Source organism: Qipengyuania triglochinis, assembly GCF_054655615.1.
This window is the reverse complement of sequence record NZ_BAAHND010000001.1, coordinates 417543-437549: the sequence shown is the minus strand read 5'-3', so window position 1 is coordinate 437549 and position 20007 is coordinate 417543. Positions and strand designations below refer to the sequence as shown.

Annotated in this window: 17 protein-coding genes; 7 read left to right on the top strand and 10 right to left on the bottom strand. The window is 60.3% G+C overall.

The features are described from left to right. The first annotated feature begins 8 nt into the window (after window positions 1-8). Window positions 9-437, top strand: coding sequence for a hypothetical protein (locus tag ACYQ0G_RS02210; RefSeq protein WP_460098779.1), 429 nt, complete (start codon window positions 9-11; stop codon window positions 435-437). Window positions 438-519: 82 nt separating this feature from the next. On the opposite strand, the gene ACYQ0G_RS02205 is transcribed toward ACYQ0G_RS02210, so the two are convergent. After that, window positions 520-987: an SH3 domain-containing protein gene (locus ACYQ0G_RS02205; RefSeq protein WP_460098776.1), complete on the bottom strand. Its 468-nt coding sequence runs from the start codon at window positions 985-987 to the stop codon at window positions 520-522. Between the two features lie 85 nt (window positions 988-1072). Between ACYQ0G_RS02205 and ACYQ0G_RS02200 the strand changes: the two genes are divergently transcribed. Next, window positions 1073-2098, top strand: coding sequence for a 2-hydroxyacid dehydrogenase (locus ACYQ0G_RS02200; protein ID WP_460098773.1), 1026 nt, complete (start codon window positions 1073-1075; stop codon window positions 2096-2098). 43 nt (window positions 2099-2141) lie between these two features. After that, a complete protein-coding gene (locus tag ACYQ0G_RS02195; protein ID WP_460098771.1) occupies window positions 2142-2570 on the top strand; it encodes a nuclear transport factor 2 family protein in 429 nt (142 codons plus the stop codon). Here the strand turns inward: ACYQ0G_RS02195 and ACYQ0G_RS02190 are convergent. The 6 genes from ACYQ0G_RS02190 to ACYQ0G_RS02165 all read right to left on the bottom strand — a co-directional run bounded on the left by ACYQ0G_RS02190 (window position 2567) and on the right by ACYQ0G_RS02165 (window position 10651). Beyond that, a complete protein-coding gene (locus ACYQ0G_RS02190) occupies window positions 2567-3616 on the bottom strand; it encodes a methyl-accepting chemotaxis protein (RefSeq protein WP_460098768.1) in 1050 nt (349 codons plus the stop codon). The two genes, ACYQ0G_RS02195 and ACYQ0G_RS02190, sit on opposite strands and share 4 nt — an antisense overlap. 233 nt (window positions 3617-3849) lie before the next feature. Next, window positions 3850-5256, bottom strand: a complete 1407-nt coding sequence (locus ACYQ0G_RS02185; RefSeq protein ID WP_460098765.1) for an NAD(P)H-dependent flavin oxidoreductase — start codon at window positions 5254-5256, stop codon at window positions 3850-3852. A 39-nt stretch (window positions 5257-5295) separates the two neighbouring features. Then, the gene (locus tag ACYQ0G_RS02180) at window positions 5296-6006 is read right to left on the bottom strand and encodes a class I SAM-dependent methyltransferase (protein WP_460098762.1); all 711 of its coding nucleotides are present in this window, start codon (window positions 6004-6006) and stop codon (window positions 5296-5298) included. After that, on the bottom strand, window positions 6006-7133 hold the full coding sequence (gene prfB, locus ACYQ0G_RS02175) for a peptide chain release factor 2 (RefSeq protein WP_460098759.1): 1128 nt from the start codon (window positions 7131-7133) through the stop codon (window positions 6006-6008). The genes ACYQ0G_RS02180 and prfB overlap by 1 nt, the downstream gene beginning before the upstream one ends. A gap of 85 nt (window positions 7134-7218) precedes the next feature. Beyond that, window positions 7219-9654 (bottom strand): penicillin-binding protein 1A, encoded by a 2436-nt coding sequence (locus ACYQ0G_RS02170; RefSeq protein WP_460100583.1) that lies wholly within the window; start codon window positions 9652-9654, stop codon window positions 7219-7221. A gap of 133 nt (window positions 9655-9787) precedes the next feature. Continuing rightward, on the bottom strand, window positions 9788-10651 hold the full coding sequence (locus tag ACYQ0G_RS02165; RefSeq protein ID WP_460098756.1) for an N-acetylmuramoyl-L-alanine amidase family protein: 864 nt from the start codon (window positions 10649-10651) through the stop codon (window positions 9788-9790). A 439-nt stretch (window positions 10652-11090) separates the two neighbouring features. Here ACYQ0G_RS02165 and ACYQ0G_RS02160 point away from each other — a divergent pair, with 439 nt between their 5' ends. After that, a complete protein-coding gene (locus tag ACYQ0G_RS02160; protein ID WP_460098753.1) occupies window positions 11091-13844 on the top strand; it encodes an Rne/Rng family ribonuclease in 2754 nt (917 codons plus the stop codon). Window positions 13845-13972: 128 nt separating this feature from the next. On the opposite strand, the gene ACYQ0G_RS02155 is transcribed toward ACYQ0G_RS02160, so the two are convergent. Beyond that, window positions 13973-14725, bottom strand: coding sequence for a nucleotidyltransferase family protein (locus ACYQ0G_RS02155; RefSeq protein ID WP_460098750.1), 753 nt, complete (start codon window positions 14723-14725; stop codon window positions 13973-13975). Then, window positions 14722-16053: a lipopolysaccharide biosynthesis protein gene (locus tag ACYQ0G_RS02150; RefSeq protein WP_460098748.1), complete on the bottom strand. Its 1332-nt coding sequence runs from the start codon at window positions 16051-16053 to the stop codon at window positions 14722-14724. The genes ACYQ0G_RS02155 and ACYQ0G_RS02150 overlap by 4 nt, the downstream gene beginning before the upstream one ends. Window positions 16054-16140: 87 nt before the next feature. Between ACYQ0G_RS02150 and ACYQ0G_RS02145 the strand changes: the two genes are divergently transcribed. Both ACYQ0G_RS02145 and ACYQ0G_RS02140 read left to right on the top strand, forming a co-directional pair. Beyond that, window positions 16141-17304, top strand: coding sequence for a hypothetical protein (locus ACYQ0G_RS02145; RefSeq protein ID WP_460098746.1), 1164 nt, complete (start codon window positions 16141-16143; stop codon window positions 17302-17304). After that, complete coding sequence (locus tag ACYQ0G_RS02140) at window positions 17301-18464, top strand: hypothetical protein (RefSeq protein ID WP_460098744.1); 1164 nt, start codon at window positions 17301-17303, stop codon at window positions 18462-18464. Before ACYQ0G_RS02145 ends, ACYQ0G_RS02140 begins: the two co-directional genes overlap by 4 nt. On the opposite strand, the gene ACYQ0G_RS02135 is transcribed toward ACYQ0G_RS02140, so the two are convergent. Then, window positions 18461-19126 carry an HAD family hydrolase gene (locus ACYQ0G_RS02135; RefSeq protein WP_460098742.1) on the bottom strand — a complete coding sequence of 222 codons (666 nt, stop codon included), beginning with the start codon at window positions 19124-19126 and terminating at the stop codon, window positions 18461-18463. The genes ACYQ0G_RS02140 and ACYQ0G_RS02135 overlap by 4 nt on opposite strands. 97 nt (window positions 19127-19223) lie before the next feature. On the opposite strand from ACYQ0G_RS02135, the gene ACYQ0G_RS02130 reads away from it, so the two are divergent. Continuing rightward, on the top strand, window positions 19224-20006 hold the full coding sequence (locus tag ACYQ0G_RS02130; protein ID WP_460098740.1) for a succinate dehydrogenase iron-sulfur subunit: 783 nt from the start codon (window positions 19224-19226) through the stop codon (window positions 20004-20006). Window position 20007 lies beyond the last annotated feature (1 nt).

Genomic DNA, 20007 nt, shown 5'->3' with positions numbered 1-20007 from the left:
AACACAGCATGAAGAAGATTTTTGTTATCGCGGCTTGTGGAGCGCTCGCTGCATGCGGGTCGAACGAGGCCGAAGTTTCTCCCGAGACTGAGATGACCACTAATCAGGCCGGAACGACAGATACGGCTTCGGCAAACCAAATGGCCGGAACCTACGAAATGACCATGGAAGGCGGTACGGTCGTGCGCCAGCAGGTGAATGCAGATGGCACTTATGTCGACACCGATCTGCAGGGCTCAGAACTGGAGCGTGGCACTTGGCGTCAGGAAGGCAGCCAGTTGTGCTACGACCCCGACGGCGCTGAGCCGGAAGAGTGCTGGACCGGCGGAACGCCAGGTGCCGACGGTACATTCGAGGCGACCAGCGGAGATGGAACTACAACGGCAACCATCCGTCGCATCGAAAATGCAAACACGGACATGGCCCCTGCGACATAGTTCAGAGAGATAAAGGTGAATTGATAAGGGGCGGCAGGAAAGCTGCCCCTTTTCGTATCAACTTTCGTCTTACGTCCGGGCCTCAGGGTTCACCATCGCCCCAGAGACGATCTTCTCTTACCCATCCCGTCCGGTTCCCTACCGAGATTTCGCACCACCCGCTTCCGCATTCGTGCAAGGCGCCTACCACGCCTGGCTGAAGCCGCCATTTAAGGCCGGAATCGGCATCGGCGTCTTCCCGCATGTCCGCATTTCCCTTACCGATGACGATCACGCCAAGGTCCGGGCTAAGAAGCCGTGAGGCCACCCACCCCCTTGTGCCGTCAGGATCTTCGATCAGGCGCCATCCATCCATTACCCGAATGACCTTCACCGGCAGTCCCGGCCTTCGATAAACCCACTCGATGCGATAGTCGGCGCTGGGGCCAACCCGCAGGTTTATCTCGCTTGCCCGTAAAGTAGCCCAGTAAGGAACTTCACGATCCTGCGCCTGAGCCGGCGTAACCAGCAGCACAAAAGCTGCCAGAACAATGGTTAATTTGCTGATCATGATACGCCCGCCTTACCCGCCGACACTCTTGGCGACAAGCGCTGCTTGACCGTCCCGGCGGCATAAGCGTAGCGGTACCGATCGTATGACCACATTAGATCAGCCCGGCCCTGCTTCCGAAAAGCGGCTCTCGCGCAAGCCCCGCGTAATCGTGACCCGGCGTTTAGGGCCGGCAGTGGAAGATCGGATGGCTTCCTTGTTCGAAGTGCGCACCAATGCGAGCGACATGCCGCTCACCAGAGATCAACTGGTAGAGGCCATGCAGCAATGCGATGTTCTGGTCCCGACCGTGACCGACCTGATCGACGCGGAGATGTTGGCCCACGCCGGCAAGGACCTCGGCCTCATCGCTAACTTCGGCGCGGGGACTGAGCATATCGATCTGAAAGCTGCTGCCGCGCACAAGATCATGGTGACCAACACACCCGGCGTATTTACCGACGATACCGCCGATCTCACCATGGCGGGAATTATCGGAGTGCCACGCCGGATCCGAGAAGGCGTCGAACTGGTCCGCAGCGGCGATTGGACCGGTTGGGCCCCCACAGCCATGCTGGGCCGCAAGTTAGGTGGAAAGACTCTCGGTATCGTGGGCATGGGGCGGATCGGTCAGGCGGTTGCTCACCGCGCCCGGGCCTTCGGATTGAATATCTCCTACCACAACCGCAAGCAGCTTCCCGAAGCAGTCGAGCGCATCTTCAGCGCGAAGTATATTGGAAATCTGGACGAACTCGTCGCCGAAGCCGACATCGTGACACTTCATTGTCCTGCCGGACCGGACAATCACCACATGATCGATGCCCGGCGAATAGGCCTGATGAAGGAGGGTGCGAGCCTGATCAACACTGCTCGTGGCGATCTGGTGGATCAGGAAGCGCTTATTGAGGCCCTGGAAAGCGGCCGACTGGCCGGTGCCGGCCTAGACGTCTATCCGGATGAACCGAATGTCGACGAGCGCTTGATCCGTCATCCGAATGTGATGACGCTTCCGCACATCGGCAGCGCGACGCGTGAGGGGCGCAAGGATTCGGGGATGAAGGTGATCGCCAATATCCGCATGTGGGCCGACGGCCACCGTCCATCCGACCAAGTGCTGAGCGGTCTTTCCTGACCTCCCTTGCCGAACCCATGTGATGCTGTAATCGGCTGCAGCCATGGATGAATTTGCAACCCGCATCGAAGCGCTCGAACATCAATGGATGCGCAGCTGGGTCCAGCGCGACCGCAACCAGATGAAAGCGCTCGCAGCGCGGGATTTCATCTTTCTCCTGGGTTCGAAGAGTCCCGCCATTCTCGACCGGGCTAGCTGGCTCGAAGCGGCGACGACGCGATTCCGTTGCAATGGCTATCGGTTCGATGAGGTTTACGTTCGACGCCACGGTTCCGTCGCGGTGTTCGCGACCCGGATGACCCTAGATGCCACCATGGGCAATGATGAATGGTCAGGTGAAACCTGGCTGATGGACCTGTGGCAGAAGAGCAAAGTTCGCCGCAAATGGCGCATGGTCGAACGGACGATTTCCCGTCCCGATACGGATCCGAAGATGCCCGACGCGATCCGTTCGATGCAGCTCTGGCGCTAAGCTACCAGCCTTGCCCGCTTGCTTCCCTTGATCATCTGCGCGGCCTGAGTCGTCGCGTCCCGGGTGTCCTGCGCAAGCTTCTTCACTTCACTGGCAACCACGGCAAAACCGCGGCCGTTCTCACCGGCATGAGCTGCCTCGATCGTTGCGTTGAGAGCCAGCATGGTCGTCTGGTTAGCGATACCGTCAATGGTCGAGACGATATTCGCGACCTCTCTCATCGTCTCTTCTAGGCGTTGATTCTGCTGTCCGATGCGCGCTTCCAGCGTGCGACTGTCCTCGAGCGCATCCTTCGCTTCCCGCTCCAGACCGATCTGATAAGTTACATCCGTCGCCAACTTCACGACCTTTACTGGTTTGCCTTCGGCGTTCATCACCGGATTGTATGTTGCCTGTAACCATACATCGCCGCCATCGCGGCGCTTGCGGCAATAGAGACCGGCCTCAAAGCGTCCCTGCCCCAATTGCTCCCAGAAACGAGCATATTCGGCGCTCGACGCATAAGCATTCTCGCAGAAAATCCGATGGTGCTTGCCTACGACATCATCCAGGCGATAGCCCATCAGATCGAGAAAATTTGAATTGGCCGACAAGATCGTTCCATCGAGGCCGAATTCGATGACGGCATAGGATCTGTTGAAGGCCTCGGTTTTTCCCGCGGTATCGGCTGCTGCTTCAAACTCACCGGTTACGTCTGCCGCGATCTTCAGGATGCGATCGCAGTTACCTTCCTCGTCGAATACGGGATTGTATGTTGCACGAAGATAGATCGGAGAGCCGTCTCGCCGAACTCTTCGGTAAGTACCCTCGTCGTAGTTCCCTGCACCCAGCTTATCCCAGAACTCTCGGTATTCTCTAGAGTTGCGAAGTGTCGACTCGCAGAAGAGCGAATGATGCCGATCCACGATATTTTCGAGTTCGTATCCCATCGATGAGCAGAAAAGATCATTCGCCCAGAGCACGTGCCCTTCGGGGGTAAACTCGGCAACCGCTTGGGAACGGCACACCGCGTCCCACGCGGAGCGGAATTTCAGGGAATCGTTCACTCGAGGGGCTCCGCGGATGCTTCGTTACGGGCGCCTCCTAGGAGCACATTGGTAAATGAAGGATTAGGATTTCCTAACCTAAACCTTTGTCCCGCCTAATATTGTTCAGGGTATTCGCTAAACAGACGTGGTGCAGTGACGCTTAATCCGTTCCCGCACAGTGATATCCATCTCTTATACCAACTTGACCCTATTCTGTCCGGGTGGAGGATTGTCCCCCACCCGCATCAAGATTAATCGCCTTCCAAAATCCGTTCGACCAACTGCGCCACAGTGGGCGTAAAGTTGTTCGAGTAGAAAGGATCCTGCTTGAAACGATAAGCTGCATGTCCCGCGAATGCGAGATTTTCGTCCGGATCACCGCCATGCGCGATGTCCTGCAGGGTCTTCTGTATGCAGAAGCTGCGCGGGTCGGCAAGGCGACCGGTCGTGTGATTGTCGTGATCCTTCCAGCTGGAGAACTGACAATGAGACAGGCATCCCATGCAGGCTTGCTGATCGGCGCGAATTTGTTCAGCACTTTCAGGAGTTACGAAAACCACGGTGTCGTCGGGAGTCTTGAGCGCTTCGGTGAAGCCCTCGTGCATCCAGGCCTGGGCCTTTCTCTGGTCACCCGGGTGAACGAAGAAATATTTCGCTTTGCCATGATCCATCAGAGGAATGGTGCCTTCCTCTTCGTCACGTTTGAAGATCGGGATCTGCCGCTCGCTGCGATGCATGAGATCGTACAGAAACGGCGTCTTCACGGCGCTGGAATAGAAGCCGGTCGGGCTGAACTTGTGCAGCAGGACGTCGCCCGGCTCGACCGTGCGAAGCATATCCTTCCAGACCTGTGGGATCGGGCTTTCATGCGTGAGCAATGGGCGCGTTCCGAATTGGAAAGCGATCTTGCCAAGCTCGGGATTGTCGATCCAGTCATTCCATTCGCGCAGGAACCAAACGCCGCCTGCCATGACGATCGCGACATCTTCCGAAACGCCTTCCTTGCGCATGGTATCGCGCAAAGCTTTCACGCGTGGATACGGATCTTCCGGCTTGGTTGGGTCCTCGGCGTTCGAAAGCCCGTTATGGCCGCCAGCGAGCCAGGGATCTTCGTAAACGACTGCTGCCAGCCATTCGGGCACCTTGGAATAGCTGCGCTTCCACAAAGCACGAAAAGCGCGGGCCGAACTGACGATCGGTAGATAGTATACTTTGTGATGAGCCGCGATTTCGGCGAGCTTGTAGGGCATTCCTGCACCGCAGGTGACGCCGGTGACCATGCCGGGGCAATTTTCCAGCACGCCTTCCATCACGCGCTGTGCACCGCCCATTTCCCACAGCACATTGATATTGATGGCACCCTTCCCATCGGCAATTTCGTAGGCGCGCTTTACCTGTTCGGTGGCGCCGTCGATGCCATAGCGAACCAGCTGCTCGAAGCGCTCTACGCGGGTTGCCTGCGGATATACCTGCGGTACGGGATTGCCATCTTCATCGTATGTATCGGCGTTCACAGCACTGACCGTACCGATGCCCCCTGCAGCGGCCCAGGCTCCCGAGCTAAGGTGATTCGTCGCCGAAACACCCTTCCCGCCTTCGATTAGCGGCCAGACTTCACGCCCGCCGTAAACAATCGGGGTCAGACCCTTGAAACTCATGTAATTTCTCTCTTTTAGCATTCAACCGCAACTGCGGTTTCAGCCCTGCGCTATGCTATCGCTGCGGCAGGGCTTGATCTCTCCGGGCTCCGGCCTGTTAGCCGTTGCCTTGAACTGTGCATAGTACCCGGACAGCTCGGGCGCGTCCTTGAAAGCCACAAGTTCATAGCCGACGCGGCTGAACTCGCAGGACAGCAGCAAAGGATCGATACCATGTGCATCGGTCGGCCGATCGATATCTACGACGATGACCTGGCCTTCGGCGCGCAAGGCTGGCCACATCCGCCATAGGAACTCGTAAGGCTGTTCTATTTCATGGTACATATGGACCATGAAGATGCGGTCGAAGCTGTTGTCGGGCAGCTTGGGATCTGAAAATTCGCCGCTTCGTATCGAAACGTTGTCTAGACGATAGCGCTCCACCCGCCGGGCAAGACGACCGAGTGCCTGCTCATCGATATCCTGAGCCAGGACACGGCCCTCGGATCCCACCCGTTCGGCAAGGCGGACGGTGTAATATCCATTCCCAGCGCCAATATCCGCCACAGTCATTCCGGGCCGAATTTCTGCCAGATCCATGACCGTCTGTGCCTCGCCACGACTATCGCGCTGGGTCTCTGTCGAAAACTGGTTTGATCCGGCTTCCGAGACCGGCCGGTCCGGTTCGGGAAAAGTGGAGTTGCTTACGCCCTCCCCCGAACACGCTGAAAGCAGGACGGCCACCGTCAGGGCGAACGGCGTGAACCGCATCAATCGGCGTCCTCTACCTCGACAGTTTCGCCAGTAACACGCTGAGCGAGTGCGGCGGAAATGAAGGGGTCGAGCGCCCCGTCCAGAACATCGTCGGGAGTGGGCGAAGTGACACCGGTGCGGAGATCCTTGACCATTTGATAAGGCTGCAGAACATAACTGCGGATCTGGTGCCCCCACCCAATATCGCTTTTTTCCTGATATTCACCGGATGCTGCGGCCTCGCGTTCAGCCATCTCGCGTTCGAACAGCCGTGCCTTCAGCATGTTCATGGCGGTTGCCTTGTTCTTGTGCTGGCTACGATCGTTCTGGCTGGCCACCACAATACCGCTGGGTTGGTGGGTGATACGCACTGCTGAATCGGTCGTATTGACGTGCTGACCGCCGGCCCCGGATGCGCGATAGGTGTCGATCTTGAGGTCCGACGGATTGATTTCGATATCAATATCGTCGTCGATAACCGGATAGACCCAGACCGAGCTGAAGCTGGTATGGCGGCGAGCCGAACTATCGTAAGGGCTGATCCGGACCAGACGGTGTACACCGCTTTCGGTCTTGGCATAGCCATACGCATTTTCGCCCTTGAGCAGCAGCGTGGCGCTCTTGATGCCGGCTTGATCGCCCGATTGATGTTCGACCGTCTCGACCTTGAAGCCGCGCCGTTCGGCCCAGCGGGCGTACATACGGAAAAGCATTTCCGCCCAGTCCTGGCTTTCGGTCCCGCCAGCACCCGCGTGGATTTCCAAGTAGGTGTCGTTGCCATCCGCCTCGCCAGAAAGCAGGGCCTGAACCTTGTCGCGATCGGCGCGGTCGGCCAGCGTTTCGAGGCTGGTTAGACCTTCACGGACGATCTCATCGTCACCCTCAGCGTCGCCCATAGAGACGAACTCGATGGCATCGCTCATTTCGCTCTCGATTTCGCGAACCGTGTTGATCGCGGTTTCGAGGCGCTTCTGCTCCTGAGTAATTGCTTGCGCCTGCTTTGGATCGTCCCACAAGGTGGGGTCCTGTACGCGCGCATCCAGCTCGTCGAGGCGGCGTAGCGCACGTTCCCAGTCGAGCGACTGGCGAACCAGCGCCAGCGCGGCTTCGATGCGGTCGATATTGGCCTGCCCTTCGGCACGCATAGGTCAATTCCTCAAAACAATATGCCCGCCCACCTAACGCGCGGGCGACGATTGTAAAGCGAAGGCGCCGCAGCGCCCGCGCGGTCTAATAGATGCCGCCCTGATCCTCGACGAAATCTTCCTGAACTTCTTCGCGCGCTGCCCGCCGCGGAGCTTTGACGCCCTCTCGGGCCCTGCGGATGAGATCGAGGATCTCGCTGCGCCGCGCGGCCAGTTCGTCCGAACGGGTCGAACGGGACGGTTCGGTGTCGGGTTTAAACGCTTCCCAAATTACGGCAGCTTTGGGATCGTTGGACGGAGTCCCTTCGAATACGCGCTTGCCGGTGCGGCGGTCGATCTTGACCATCCGGATGCCCGGAGGCGCAATGAAGTCGTCCGAAGTCCAGCGCTGCCGCGTGCTTTCGATGAACCGTTTCATGATCGGCGCGGCGGTATTGCCACCCTGCACCCATCCGCCGAGATTGCGCGGCTGGTCGAAGCCGACATACATGCCCGCGATAATGTCGGGCGTTCCGCCCACGAACCATGCATTGGTCGGGCCATTTGTAGTGCCGGTCTTGCCAAATAGCGGTAATTCGAGGCTCCGCAGTCGAACAGCCGTTCCGCGCGTGACGACGCCCTGCAACATGTGAACCACCTGGAATGCTGTGCGCGGGTCGAGAACCTGCCGGCCGCCCGGCTCGAAGCGCGGCATGGGCTGCCCGTCCCATTCATCCATGTTGCAACTGCTGCATTCGCGATTGTCGCTTCGGAAGATGACCTTGCCCCGGCGATCCTGCACATAGTCGATGACCGACCCTTCGTGCTGGCGCCCCCAGTTCGCAAGCGCGGCATACCCATTGACCATTCTCGCCACGGTGGTGTCACCAGCACCAAGCGCGAAAGAATAATAGGGTTCGTAATCCCCTACGCCGAGCCGCTTGATCGTCTGCGTGACGTTTTGCATGCCGGTATCGTCGGCAATGTGGATCGTCATCAGATTGCGGCTTTGCTCGAGACCCCAGCGCATCGTGTGCTCGCCGCCACCCCCCCCGCCAAAGTTCCGGAAGCATTTTTCGCCGAGATTGGCGCCCTGCCACACGCAGAAGGTCTGATCAGGCACCATGGTAGCCGGCGTCATCCCGTGATCGAGCGCGGAGGCGTAAACGAAGGGCTTGATCGTAGAACCCGGCTGGCGCAGCGCCTGCGTGGCGCGATTGAAGCTTCCGAGCCGGCTGTCGAACCCGCCTTGCATGGCGAGCACGCGGCCCGTCTTCGGCGATTCAGCAAGGAATGCGCCGGACACTTCGGGCACACCGCGGATGGCATAGCCGGATCCGCTTTTCTCGACGGCGACGACATCGCCGACCTTAACCGACGACGGAGCGCCGGACAGATCGTAATCCTCGCCATCGGTCATACCGATCCTGGCGTCGGACCCGCCAGTGGTTATTACGCCGATTTGCCAGTCCTTGTAATTGATCGAGATGTTCGACGATGCGAGCTGGCCATGCAGATCGCCGTTTTCGGGGTTGAGCGTTGCAATCGGCCCCGTATATCCGCGGTTACCGTGGTAGCTCAGCAATTGCGCGCGCAGGGCATCGCGAGCGGCATCCTGCAATTCGGTGTCGAGCGAGGTTCTTACCCAGAGCCCACCGGCATATACGCTATTGCCACCATCTTCCGCGGTTTCACCGAATTTGTCGATCAACTGGCGGCGCACTTCCTCGAGGAAATAGCCGGCATCCGCCGACCGTTCCGAACGTTGCTGGACCAGCCCGAGCGGCTGGCTTTTCGCTGCCGCAGCTTCTCCGGCGCTGACGAAGTCGTTGGCGACCATCTGATCGAGGACGAAGTTGCGGCGCGAAACCGCGAGATCCTCGTAGCGGGCGCGACCATAGCGCTCCGGCGCCTTCGGCAAGATGGCGAGGAAAGCGGTTTCGTGCAGATCGAGATCGCCGACGTCCTTGTCGAAATAGGCACGTGCGGCGGCCTGCACGCCGAAGCTGCGGCGGCCGAGCGGAATTTCGTTGAGATAAAGCTCGAGGATTTCCTGCTTCGTGAGAACCTGTTCGATGCGTTGCGCAAGGATCATCTCCTTGAGCTTGCGGGTCACCGAATATTCGTCGCCCAGCAACAGGTTCTTGGCGACCTGCTGAGTGATTGTCGAACCGCCGACCGCGCGCTCGCCCGAACCATACTTCGTTGCATAGTCGAACACGGCATTCAGCGTGCCGGTGAAGTCGACGCCGCTATGGCTGAAGAAAGTCTTGTCTTCCGCCGACAGAAAGGCCTCGACCAGCGGCTGCGGAAAATCGACATATTGGAGCTGCACGCGCCGTTCACGCGCGTAGGAGTGGACGATTTCCCCATCCACCCCGCGTACGACGGTGGGCAGCGGCGTCTCATATTCCAGCAGGGAATCGGCTTCGGGCAAGTTACGCGCCAGCGACGCCCAGGCCAGGACCAGAAGAATGAGTCCGATCCCGACGAGATAGGTAAGGACACGCAGCCGCCGGCTGTCGTGCCAATTGTCCTTCATCCAGGCGAACAGACGCGCGGGATCGCCGGTCAGGCGCTGGCGGACATATGCGAGATCGGGAATGGCAACCATATATGGGCGAAGCCTCTAGCACTTGTAATCTGGACATTGCCAGAACAAGAATCGCCCAGCCTCAGCTTTCCGACTGACGAACGAAGAATATGCCGATTGCCCGCGCCATCGTTTCGGCGAAGCGCTTCTGCCCTTCTGGCGAGGCAAGCCGTTCGGCATCCTGCGAATTGGAGATGAAGCCGCTTTCGAAAAGAACGGAGGGAATATCGGGCGCGCGCAGCACGGCGAGCCACGCCGACCGCCGCGCCTGGGGATGAAACTGGATTACTCCCTGTCCTTCCTGCTCGATCAGCCGAGCGAACTGATCGGACCGCTCTTGGGTGCGCCGCTGCGAAAGCTCTACCAAGATATTGGTCACGCTGTCGCTTTCCTTTGACAGATCGACGCCCCCAATCGTGTCGGAAGCGTTCTCGCGCGCGGCATATAGGGCCGCTGCCCGGCTCGAGGCTTCGTTGGATAGCGTATAGATGCTGGCACCTGCGACATCCGTAATTTCGCCAGCACTATCGGCATGGATCGACAGGAACAGATCTGCATCGAGGCGCTGCGCGATCCGGTACCGCTCGTTATGTAGGAGATATTTGTCGCTGTCGCGCGTCAGCGCCACACGCGCGATATCCTGGCCTTCGAGCTCGTCACGTAAAGCTTCGGCGAGTGCCAGCACCAATTCTTTCTCGGCATACCCGCCGGAAGTGGCCCCTGGATCCACTCCGCCATGTCCGGGGTCGATGACGACCAGCGGCAGCTCGGCATCGCCCGAAATATCCGGTAATGCCACCCCGGCTTCATAGCCCGGCAAGTCGGTCCTCAGGATGAACCCCGCGCCTTTCCCGCTGAGCCCTTCGCCATTCGCAAATAGCACGAGTCCGGCGATCAACATCGCCGGAAGCAGGAGAAGCGAGATGAGCTTGAAACGCGGAGACATGCCAGTCGATGGTTAGGGTGTAAGCACAGGGAAGCGCAATATAGTTGCCGTTGGATACCCACGGTGCTAGCGAATTGTAAGCCGAGCCCAAAGTGCCTCCGATCGGCGCGCTTCATTCGCGACGAAGAGGGTCACTCGATCCGGCACACGCTTCCACTATTCCGGTGGCAGCACAGAATGAACAGGTTGATGCTGGACAATTCCTTCTCCCTCCCGCCCCATATGATGCAGGTGCCTTCGCACCTTGCAGCAATGGCGGGACGGACCGCGCCAGAGTTGCGGACGGAAATCCTTGCAGACACGAAATCCCGGACCTCTGCAGAGAGAGCGAGCCGGTTCACAAATCCCGCAGGTCCCTCATGGGACAGCGGATTTCCAACACTGACGCGCGAAAGCTGCAGCGGGCATGGCCTGCGCACTCGCGCATGGAGAATAATCAATGCCAACGCGCATGCTCATCGACGCGCGCCACCAGGAAGAAACCCGGGTGGCAGTCCTCAAGGGAAACCGGATTGAGGAGTTCGATTTTGAATCCGCCGACAAACGGCAGATCAAGGGAAATATCTATCTTGCCAAGGTAACTCGGGTCGAACCCTCGCTCCAGGCAGCCTTCGTAGACTTCGGCGGGAACCGCCACGGGTTCCTCGCCTTCAGCGAAATCCACCCCGACTATTACCAGATCCCCAAGGAAGACCGTGAAGCTCTGCTCGCCGCAGAAGCGGAAGTAGCCGAGGAAGAGCAGCGCCTGCGCGCCGAAGAGGAAGAGCGCGGCGAAATGCCCGGCGACGAATACGACGCCGACGATGAAAGCTCCGAAGCGCTCGCGGAAGACCTCGCCGAAGACGGCCTCGAGGAAGTCGACACATCCGACAAGGATGATGTCGCCACTATCGAGGAAGGCCATGTCGACGGCGATGAAGACGACGATGACGATGACGACACGGACGAAAGGTCCAAAGGTCGCGGTCGTCGGGGGCGTGGACGCCGACAGAATAAGGGTGGCGGTCGCAGCCGCGCCAAGGAAGTCGACGATGCCCGTGCACGCCGCATGGCGCTGCGCCGCAAATACAAGATCCAGGACGTCATTCAGCGCCGGCAGGTTCTGCTGGTCCAGGTCGTCAAGGAAGAGCGCGGCAATAAGGGCGCTGCCCTGACCACCTATCTGAGCCTTGCCGGTCGTTACACCGTCCTCATGCCCAACAGCAGCCATGGCGGCGGCATCAGCCGCAAGATCAACTCGGCGAGCGACCGCAAGCGCCTGAAGCAGGTCGTCAACGATCTCAGCCTCCCGAAAACCATGGGTCTCATCGTGCGGACCGCCGGGCTTTCGCGCACCAAGACCGAAATCAAGCGCGACTTCGACTATCTTGCTCGTCTGTGGGACGAAATTCGCGAAAAGACCCTGGCTTCGGCTGCGCCCGCACTGATCCATTCCGACAGCGACCTTATCAAGCGCGCCATCCGCGACATCTACAATCGCGAGATCGAGGAAGTCGTGGTCGAAGGCGCTGAGGGCCACAAGTCGGCCAAGGCCTTCATGAAGATGCTCATGCCCAGCCACGCACGGCGGGTGAAACAGTATGCCGATCCCGTGCCACTGTTCCAGCGCTATGGCGCTGAAGACCAGCTGAAGGCGATGTACGATCCGGTAGTCCAGCTCAAATCGGGCGGTTATTTGGTCATCAACCCGACCGAAGCGCTCGTCTCGATCGACATCAACTCGGGCCGCTCCACCAAGGAGCATAATATCGAGCAAACGGCGCTCCACACGAACCTGGAAGCCGCCAAGGAAATCGCCCGACAGCTGCGCCTGCGTGACATGGCCGGCCTCGTCGTGATCGATTTCATCGACCAGGAGCACCACTCGAACACCCGCAAGGTCGAGCGCGCGATGAAGGATGCGCTCAAGAACGACCGTGCGCGTATTCAGGTCGGCCGCATTTCCAGCTTCGGCCTGATGGAAATGAGCCGCCAGCGTCTGCGGACCGGCGTGCTCGAAGCGACGACGCGGGAATGCCCGCACTGTGACGGGACCGGTCTCGTTCGTACTGCCAGCTCGGCAGGCCTCTCCGCACTGCGTCTCATCGAAGAGGAAGCTGCCAAGGGCAAAGGCACCAAGATCCGTCTTGCGGCCAGCACCGAGGCAGCCGTCTATCTGCTCAATGAAAAGCGCAGCGAGCTCGTCGAGATCGAACAGCGCTATGGCGTTATCGTGGAAGTGGTGCCCGAAGGCGAAGATGAAGGCGCCAAGATGGCGGCATCCAGTTATGGGCCCAAGCCGAAGGATATGCCGAAGTTCGAAGCTCTGGTCGAAGACGAGGATGACGACGAGGACGATGATGTCGACACCTCGGGCGATGACTCCGACCGTGACGACGACGATGGTCGCTCGAACAAGAAGCGTCGGCGCCGTCGCGGTGGCCGCGGCCGGAACAAGGGGCGCGACCAGAACGACGATCAGGACGATTCGGATGACGATTCCGATGATAACGGCCAAGACGAAACCGACGAGGACAATGGCGAAGACCGGCCGAAGAAGCGCCGTCGCCGTGGTGGCCGCCGCCGGGGCGGACGTGGTCGCGGCAAACCCAATGGCGACGAAGTAACGTCCGAAGACGCCGAAAGGCTGGAGAAAGTCTCCGAGCATGTGGCGGATGACATGGCCGTCGTAGCCGGGCCGGAGGGCGCTCCGGAAACTGCCGAAGAGGCCGCCGCCGAGGAAAAACCCAAGAAGCGCGCTCCTCGCCGCCGCAAGAAGGTAGACGAGGCTCCAAATGTGGAAGCTGCACCTCAGGAGACGGCTGGAGAAACGACCGAGGAAAAGCCGAAGCCCAAGCGTACGAGGCGCAAGAAAGCCGATACGGAAGCTGCCGACGCAGAAGCGACGGCCGAAACCGAAGCGGCTCCGAAGCCCAAGCGCACGCGCCGGAAAAAGGCGGAGCCTGCGGCTGATACGGCTGCGGAAGCTACGGCGGAAGCTCCTGCAGAGAAACCCAAGCGCACGCGCCGCAAGAAAGCGGACACCGAGGTCGCCGAGCAGGTCAAACAGGACATGCCCGTCGTGGCCGGTCCGGAAGAGACCGCGCAGACTGCCGAGGCAGAGAGCGACAAATCCAAGGCACCTGCTGAAGACAAGTCGAAGGCCGAAGCCAAGCCGAAGCGCGGCTGGTGGCAGCGTACGTTCGGCGAGTGATTTGACCACCCCACCCTCCCCGCCGGTCCGCACAAGCCGGACTGGCGGGGAATTTCAAATTCGAGATATTAGTCGAATGGCTCCAAGCTAGCGACCATCGCTGTAAGCAGTGCGCCTGAGAAGCGCCTCTAGCGTTTACGAACGAGCAATTCCCGCACCGCATCGAGATCCGCTTGCTTGTCGACATCGACAGCAGCCAATCCGTCGCTCGCAGCAACCAGCTGCGCGGAGATTCCGATCCTTTGCCCCAACCGCTCAAGCCCTTCCTGAAGGCTGAGACGTCCGAGCAGCATCGAAATAAGGGTAACCGGGCCGAGACGAGCTGCGATCTTCCACGGGCGCTTGCGATCGGCCTCAACCATCGCCCACGTCTCGATGGCCTTCGCCGCATCTGGGCTTTGTAGGTAGAAGAGATTGCAGCCGGACCATTGTCCGTCGGCAAAGCGTAGATAGGTCCTTTTGCTACCCTCCAACGCTCGCTCGACAGCGTCACGTCGGGCCAGCATCACCGACACATCTGCATCGGGCCGAGTGCCTTCGATCAGTTCCTTCACCCAGCTTGCCTCCAGCAAGGCGTGATCGCTGGTAGTGACAAGAAATGGCGTGCCGAGCGCGTCCAGCGCCCTTCCGACGCTGGCGCTAGGTCCCCTCCCCGGCGCGAGGACCTCAGCTCCCAAGAGTACAGCGAGATCGGCCACCGGCCCCTTGTCGCAGCTCACGGCGATGCGTTGGATGCCCGCTCCACGTAAAGCCCTGACAACTCGCGCGAGCAGCGGCTCGCCTTCCAGTGCGAGGAGAGCCTTGTGCGGAACGCCCAGCTCCTCGGCGAAAGGATCACCACCGGGCCGCGTTCCGGCAAGAACCAGGGCGGCAGGAGTCATTCCTGCACGACCGCTTGGCTGGAAGATCGCAGCACGCGCCACACGATGAAGCTGTGGAGCAGGAAACCGGCCAATGTCCCGAAAGCCACTGCCCAGCCGACCCATACGGGCCCACCCGAGACCAGCCAGATGACGAAGCCCGCCATCGCTAGCAAGGTGAAGAGGCGGGCGTAGAGCTGGTAATGAGCCTTGCCCATGGAGTGCAGAACGGATTCGTAAGATACGCTGGCCAGTTCGAGCGATGCAGCCAGAACGAGAGGGATAAGGATCGGTCCGCCCTTCCGGAAACCTTCGCCACCTATCAGCTCGAGCAGGCTACTACCCAAGGCGATGGTCAAGGCCACCAACAGCGTTCCTGCTATAAGGACGGTGATGTTGACCTGCCTCACCAGCTTGCGGAACTGGTCGTCCGGGGACGCGTGGCGCTGCCGGTTCACTTCGGGATAAAGCGCCTGCGCAGATAGCGTGGCGAGCTTACCCAGGCCTTTGGAAAGCTGATCCGCAATGCGGTAGACACCAGCCGCGCTTGTCCCGAGGAAATAGCCGACCGCCAGCAGCGGCCCCTGTTGCATGGCCCCCAGCAAGGATGTGCTGGCATAGGTTATGCCCAGGAACCGGACGACGCCGGGGTTCTCCTCGCTCATCTGGCCCAGTTTGAACAGATTGGCGGAACGGACCGCCTGCGGTGCCAGCCGCCACGCCAGGATCCAGTAGAGAACGGCGGAAAACAGTTCGATCACAGCCCAGGCCAGAAGGAACTTGGCCACGGTCGCACCGCTCGCCCAGATATAGAGGGCGGCGAGCAAGCGCGCGGTTGGCGTGATGGCACCTGCCGATACAGCCAGATCGAACCGGTCCAGAGTCCGCATTACCCCCTGCGGCGCAGATACCCTCGCCAGCAACAAGGCGCAGACGAAGGCAAAGGCCATGGAGGTATAGGCAGGATTGAGCTTGAGCGCAGGACCGAAATAGATGATCGCAATCCAGGCGACCGCACTTCCGGCTATTGCGCTGAGAAAATCGATCAGCATTCCGCCCATGGCGAGCCGCCCGAACGCATCCCAGTTCTTCTGCGCCACATACGGTGTCCCGTAGCGCACGACCATCTGCCAGGTCTGGAACTTGGAGAGTTCGACGAGCGCCAGCCCGGTACCGAATATCAGCGAAAAGTGGCCGAAATCGCGCACGCCCAGCGAACGGGCAAGGATAGCGAGATAGGCGATAGAGCAGATAGCCCCGAAGCCTTTGCCTCCGAGCAACCAACCCACATTCATCAGGATCCGGCGCGTGCCGTCTTCGGCGGTCTCGCCTGATAGGTTCCCAGACATCGCGGCGCGCTTTGGACGAAATCGCGGCTCTCCACAAGCGGGCAAGCGAGCACTGTCCCGCCGCTTGTCAGCAGCAGCAGGCACGCTATGTCGGCGCCACGTCAACTGCCGGGAACCATGGTGCGGATCGCCTTTCTCTATATTGCCGAGGCATATCAGGCCTATCACGCCGCCGCCGTCATGTTCGAACTCATGGCCCGGCCGGACATCGAGGTGGACGTGTTCCATATCGAGGACACGGTGCCGGACCATCTGAACCTTCTCGCCAAGGCCCACGGCGCGGCGCCCGTCATTTCGCGCAAGCTTCGCCCCGGCGCATTGGGCGGCGCCATCCAGAGCGTCAAATTGCTGGGCCTGGCCAAGCCTCAGGTGCTGGCCCGCAATGAAGCGCTTTTCAAAGACTATGATGCGCTGGTGTCCACCGAAGACGGGATTGTCCGTCTCTTTGCGGAGGAGCCGGAAGGCGAGCGCCCGCTCCGGATACTCATGACCCACGGTGCGGGCATGCGAGCGGTTCCCTCGGCGCAGAGCCGGAGGGATATGGATCTCGTCATCGCCAAGGGGCCGGGAGACCGGGAGCAGTGGCTGGACCGTATCGATTTCCGGCCGGATCAGATCGTGGCGGGCGGCTATCCCAAGATGGTTTCCGCACGACTGCTGGCCGAAAACCGCGAACCGATTTTCCAGATCGACCAGCCCACCGTGCTGTATAATCCGCACAAGGAGCCCAAGGAACGCAGCTGGGAGCTGTTCTTCCCCGAACTGCTCCGCGGCTTTCGCGCCGACAGGAGCCGGAACCTGATCGTTGCTCCCCACGTGAAACTGTTCCGCCGCCGTTCCGCCCGCTTACGCGCCCGGCTGAGCGCGCTGTCCGACCAGACCATTCTGGTGGACCCAGGCTCGGAACGCTCGCTCGACAACAGCTATACCGAAGCGGCAGACATCTATGTGGGTGATGTAAGCAGCCAGGTCGTGGAATTCCTGGCCCGGCCCCGCCCCTGCGTGTTCCTCAATGCGCATGGTGCCGACTGGCAGGACAATCCGCATTACGCGCTCTGGCAATTGGGCGAGGTGGTCGACGATCCGGCAGAGCTCATGCCGGCGATCGAGCGTGCGCCCCGCCTCCATGAACGGTTCGCCGAAAAACAGCAGCAGATCGCCGACCGGACGCTGGGCGAAACGGGCGAGGCTTCGGTGATTGCATCGGCCGATATCATCGCCAGCTTCGTGCGCGAAAGGAAAGCGGGATGACCCAGCCCCGGCGCATCCTGTTCCTGTTCAATCACGATGCGGCCCATCAGGCAGCGCATGTCGCCGGGATCATGGCGGACTTCGCCATCGCCAATCCCGATGTCGAAACCATTGCAGCCACCGGCACACCGGCGGTCGAACAGCAGCTGCACCGCCTGATCGGCGTGGAGGCAGCAGCGGCCATCACCTGGATCGATCTTACCCTTTCGCCGCTAACCCAGTCGCTGCTTGCCATTCCCAACCAGATCCTGCCCGCGCAGCGCCTTGCCCGCCTGCGGGCCCATGAAGACCTGTTCGCCTCGGTCGATATGGTCGTGTCCCCAGAACGCACATGTTTGCGGGTAAAGGACCGGCTTCTGGCGAAACGCGGCAAGGCTCCGCCCTTCGTTTTCGTGCCCCATGGTGCAGGGGATCGTTCGGTCACCTACCACCCGTCCATGGCGGGCTTCGACCACTTCCTGGTCAGCGGCCAGAAGGTCTGCGACGAAATGGAAAAGCATGGCATCGCCAGGCCGGGTCAATGCCGGATCATCGGCTATGCGAAATTCGATGCAGTTGGGAAGGACAGGCCGCGCCTGTTCGACAACGACCTGCCGACGATCCTCTATAATCCGCATTTCGATCCGCACCTGTCATCATGGTACGATGAAGGCCCGCGGCTTCTCGAACTGCTGTCGGCGATGGGCGACCGCTTCAACACCGTGTTCGCGCCGCATGTGATGCTGTGGCGCAAGCGGCTGCACATCTCGCCGGAATATCGCACCTTCCGCATGCGGCCCGATGTCCCAACAGGACTAGCAGAGCAGGAGAATGTGCTGGTCGATACGGCTTCGCCCGCCCTGTTCGACATGACCTATACGACAGCCACGGACATCTACATTGGCGATGTGTCCAGCCAGGTGTACGAATTCCTCCGCCAGCCCAAGCCCTGCATCTTCATCGACGCAGCCGCGCAGGGCAGCGATGCCTACCAATTCTGGGAGAACGGTCCGGTAGTCCGCCGCGCGGATGAGGTCGTGGCGCTGCTGGATGACTGGCAGGCGCTGAAACAGGAATATCGGCAGACGCAGGAACGGCTGTTCCAATATACGATCGACCATGATCCAGAGCTGTCGGCTTCCGCGCGCGGGGCAAAGGCGCTTGCCGATATTCTCCGCTAGGGCGCGATTACCCGCCAGCCCCTAGCCTGAGCCCGCCTTGCCTTGGCCGGACTTGAAGTCACGAACACCGCATCGTCAGCCCGATCCAGCAGCGGCGCGTCGGCGAAGCTGTCGCTGACGAAGCGCATCTCACCCTCGATGCTGTGCTGTTCCAGCCATTCGCTGACCCGGCGCGCCTTTTCCGCCCCGTAGCAGTTGCATCCCGGTATCGACCAATCATTCCACTGCGTTGCAATAACGTGAGGGATATCAAGGCTTTCGGCGAAGGCCTTGGCATAAAATTCGAACGCTGCCGTCGCGACGATCAGCTGGGCACCCTGCGCACGGTCTTCTTCGACCATGGCGATGACATTCGCGATCCAGCCTGCAGAAGCGAGATGGCGCCCCGCGAAATTGCGCCCGACCGTATTCAACTGGCCTTGCGTCGCCTGCCCCAGCATCAGCCGCATGCCCGCAGTCTTCAGCGTGGTCCGGTCATACAGCCCGGCCCGGTAACCCAGCATCATCGCTATCCAAACCGGCAGGAACAGCAGCCGCCACGGCGCCAGACGCCGCGCAGCGAAGGCGAGGAAAGGCGTGAATGTCGCCTTTCGCACCAGTGTCTTGTCGAGATCGTAGATCGCCACTTTCATCGCTGCGCGGCGTGGCAGTTTCACCGCCATGCATCAAGCGATGCATATTTCGCGATACCCTACCCCTTGCACCGCGCGCCGCAACGGCTAGAGAGGGCGCAACCGCAGACAGGATCGAAAATACCCCATGGCGACCTTCACTCTTCCGAAGAACTCCAAGATCACCGGCAAGACCCGCACCCACAAGGCGGAGAATGCGGGCCGCGTGAAGAAATTCAAGATCTACCGGTACGATCCCGATCTGGGCGAAAACCCGCGTTACGATACGTTCGAGATCGATCTCGATGCCTGCGGCCCGATGGTTCTGGACGCTCTGTTCAAGATCAAGAACGAGATCGATCCCACTTTGACTTTCCGCCGGTCCTGCCGCGAAGGCATCTGCGGTTCGTGTTCGATGAACATGAACGGCAAGAACGGCCTCGCCTGCACGACCGCGATCGACGATCTCAAGGGCGAAATCCGCATCACCCCGCTGCCGCATATGGAAGTGGTGAAGGATCTCGTGCCCGATTTCACGCATTTCTACGCGCAATATGCCAGCATTCGTCCCTGGCTGCAGACCGTATCCACCACGCCCAGCGGCAAAGAACGCCTGCAGTCCCCCGAACAGCGCGAAAAGCTGGACGGCCTTTACGAATGCATCCTGTGCGCCTGCTGCTCGACCGCCTGCCCCAGCTATTGGTGGAACAGCGACAAGTTCCTCGGCCCCGCGATCCTGCTTCAGGCCTATCGCTGGCTGGCCGACAGCCGTGACGAAATGACCGGTGAGCGTCTCGATCAGCTGGAAGATCCCTTCCGCCTGTATCGCTGCCACACGATCATGAACTGCGCCAACGTCTGCCCCAAGGGCCTCAGCCCGGCCAAGGCGATTGCCGAAACCAAGAAGATGATGGCCGAACGCGCGATCTGAC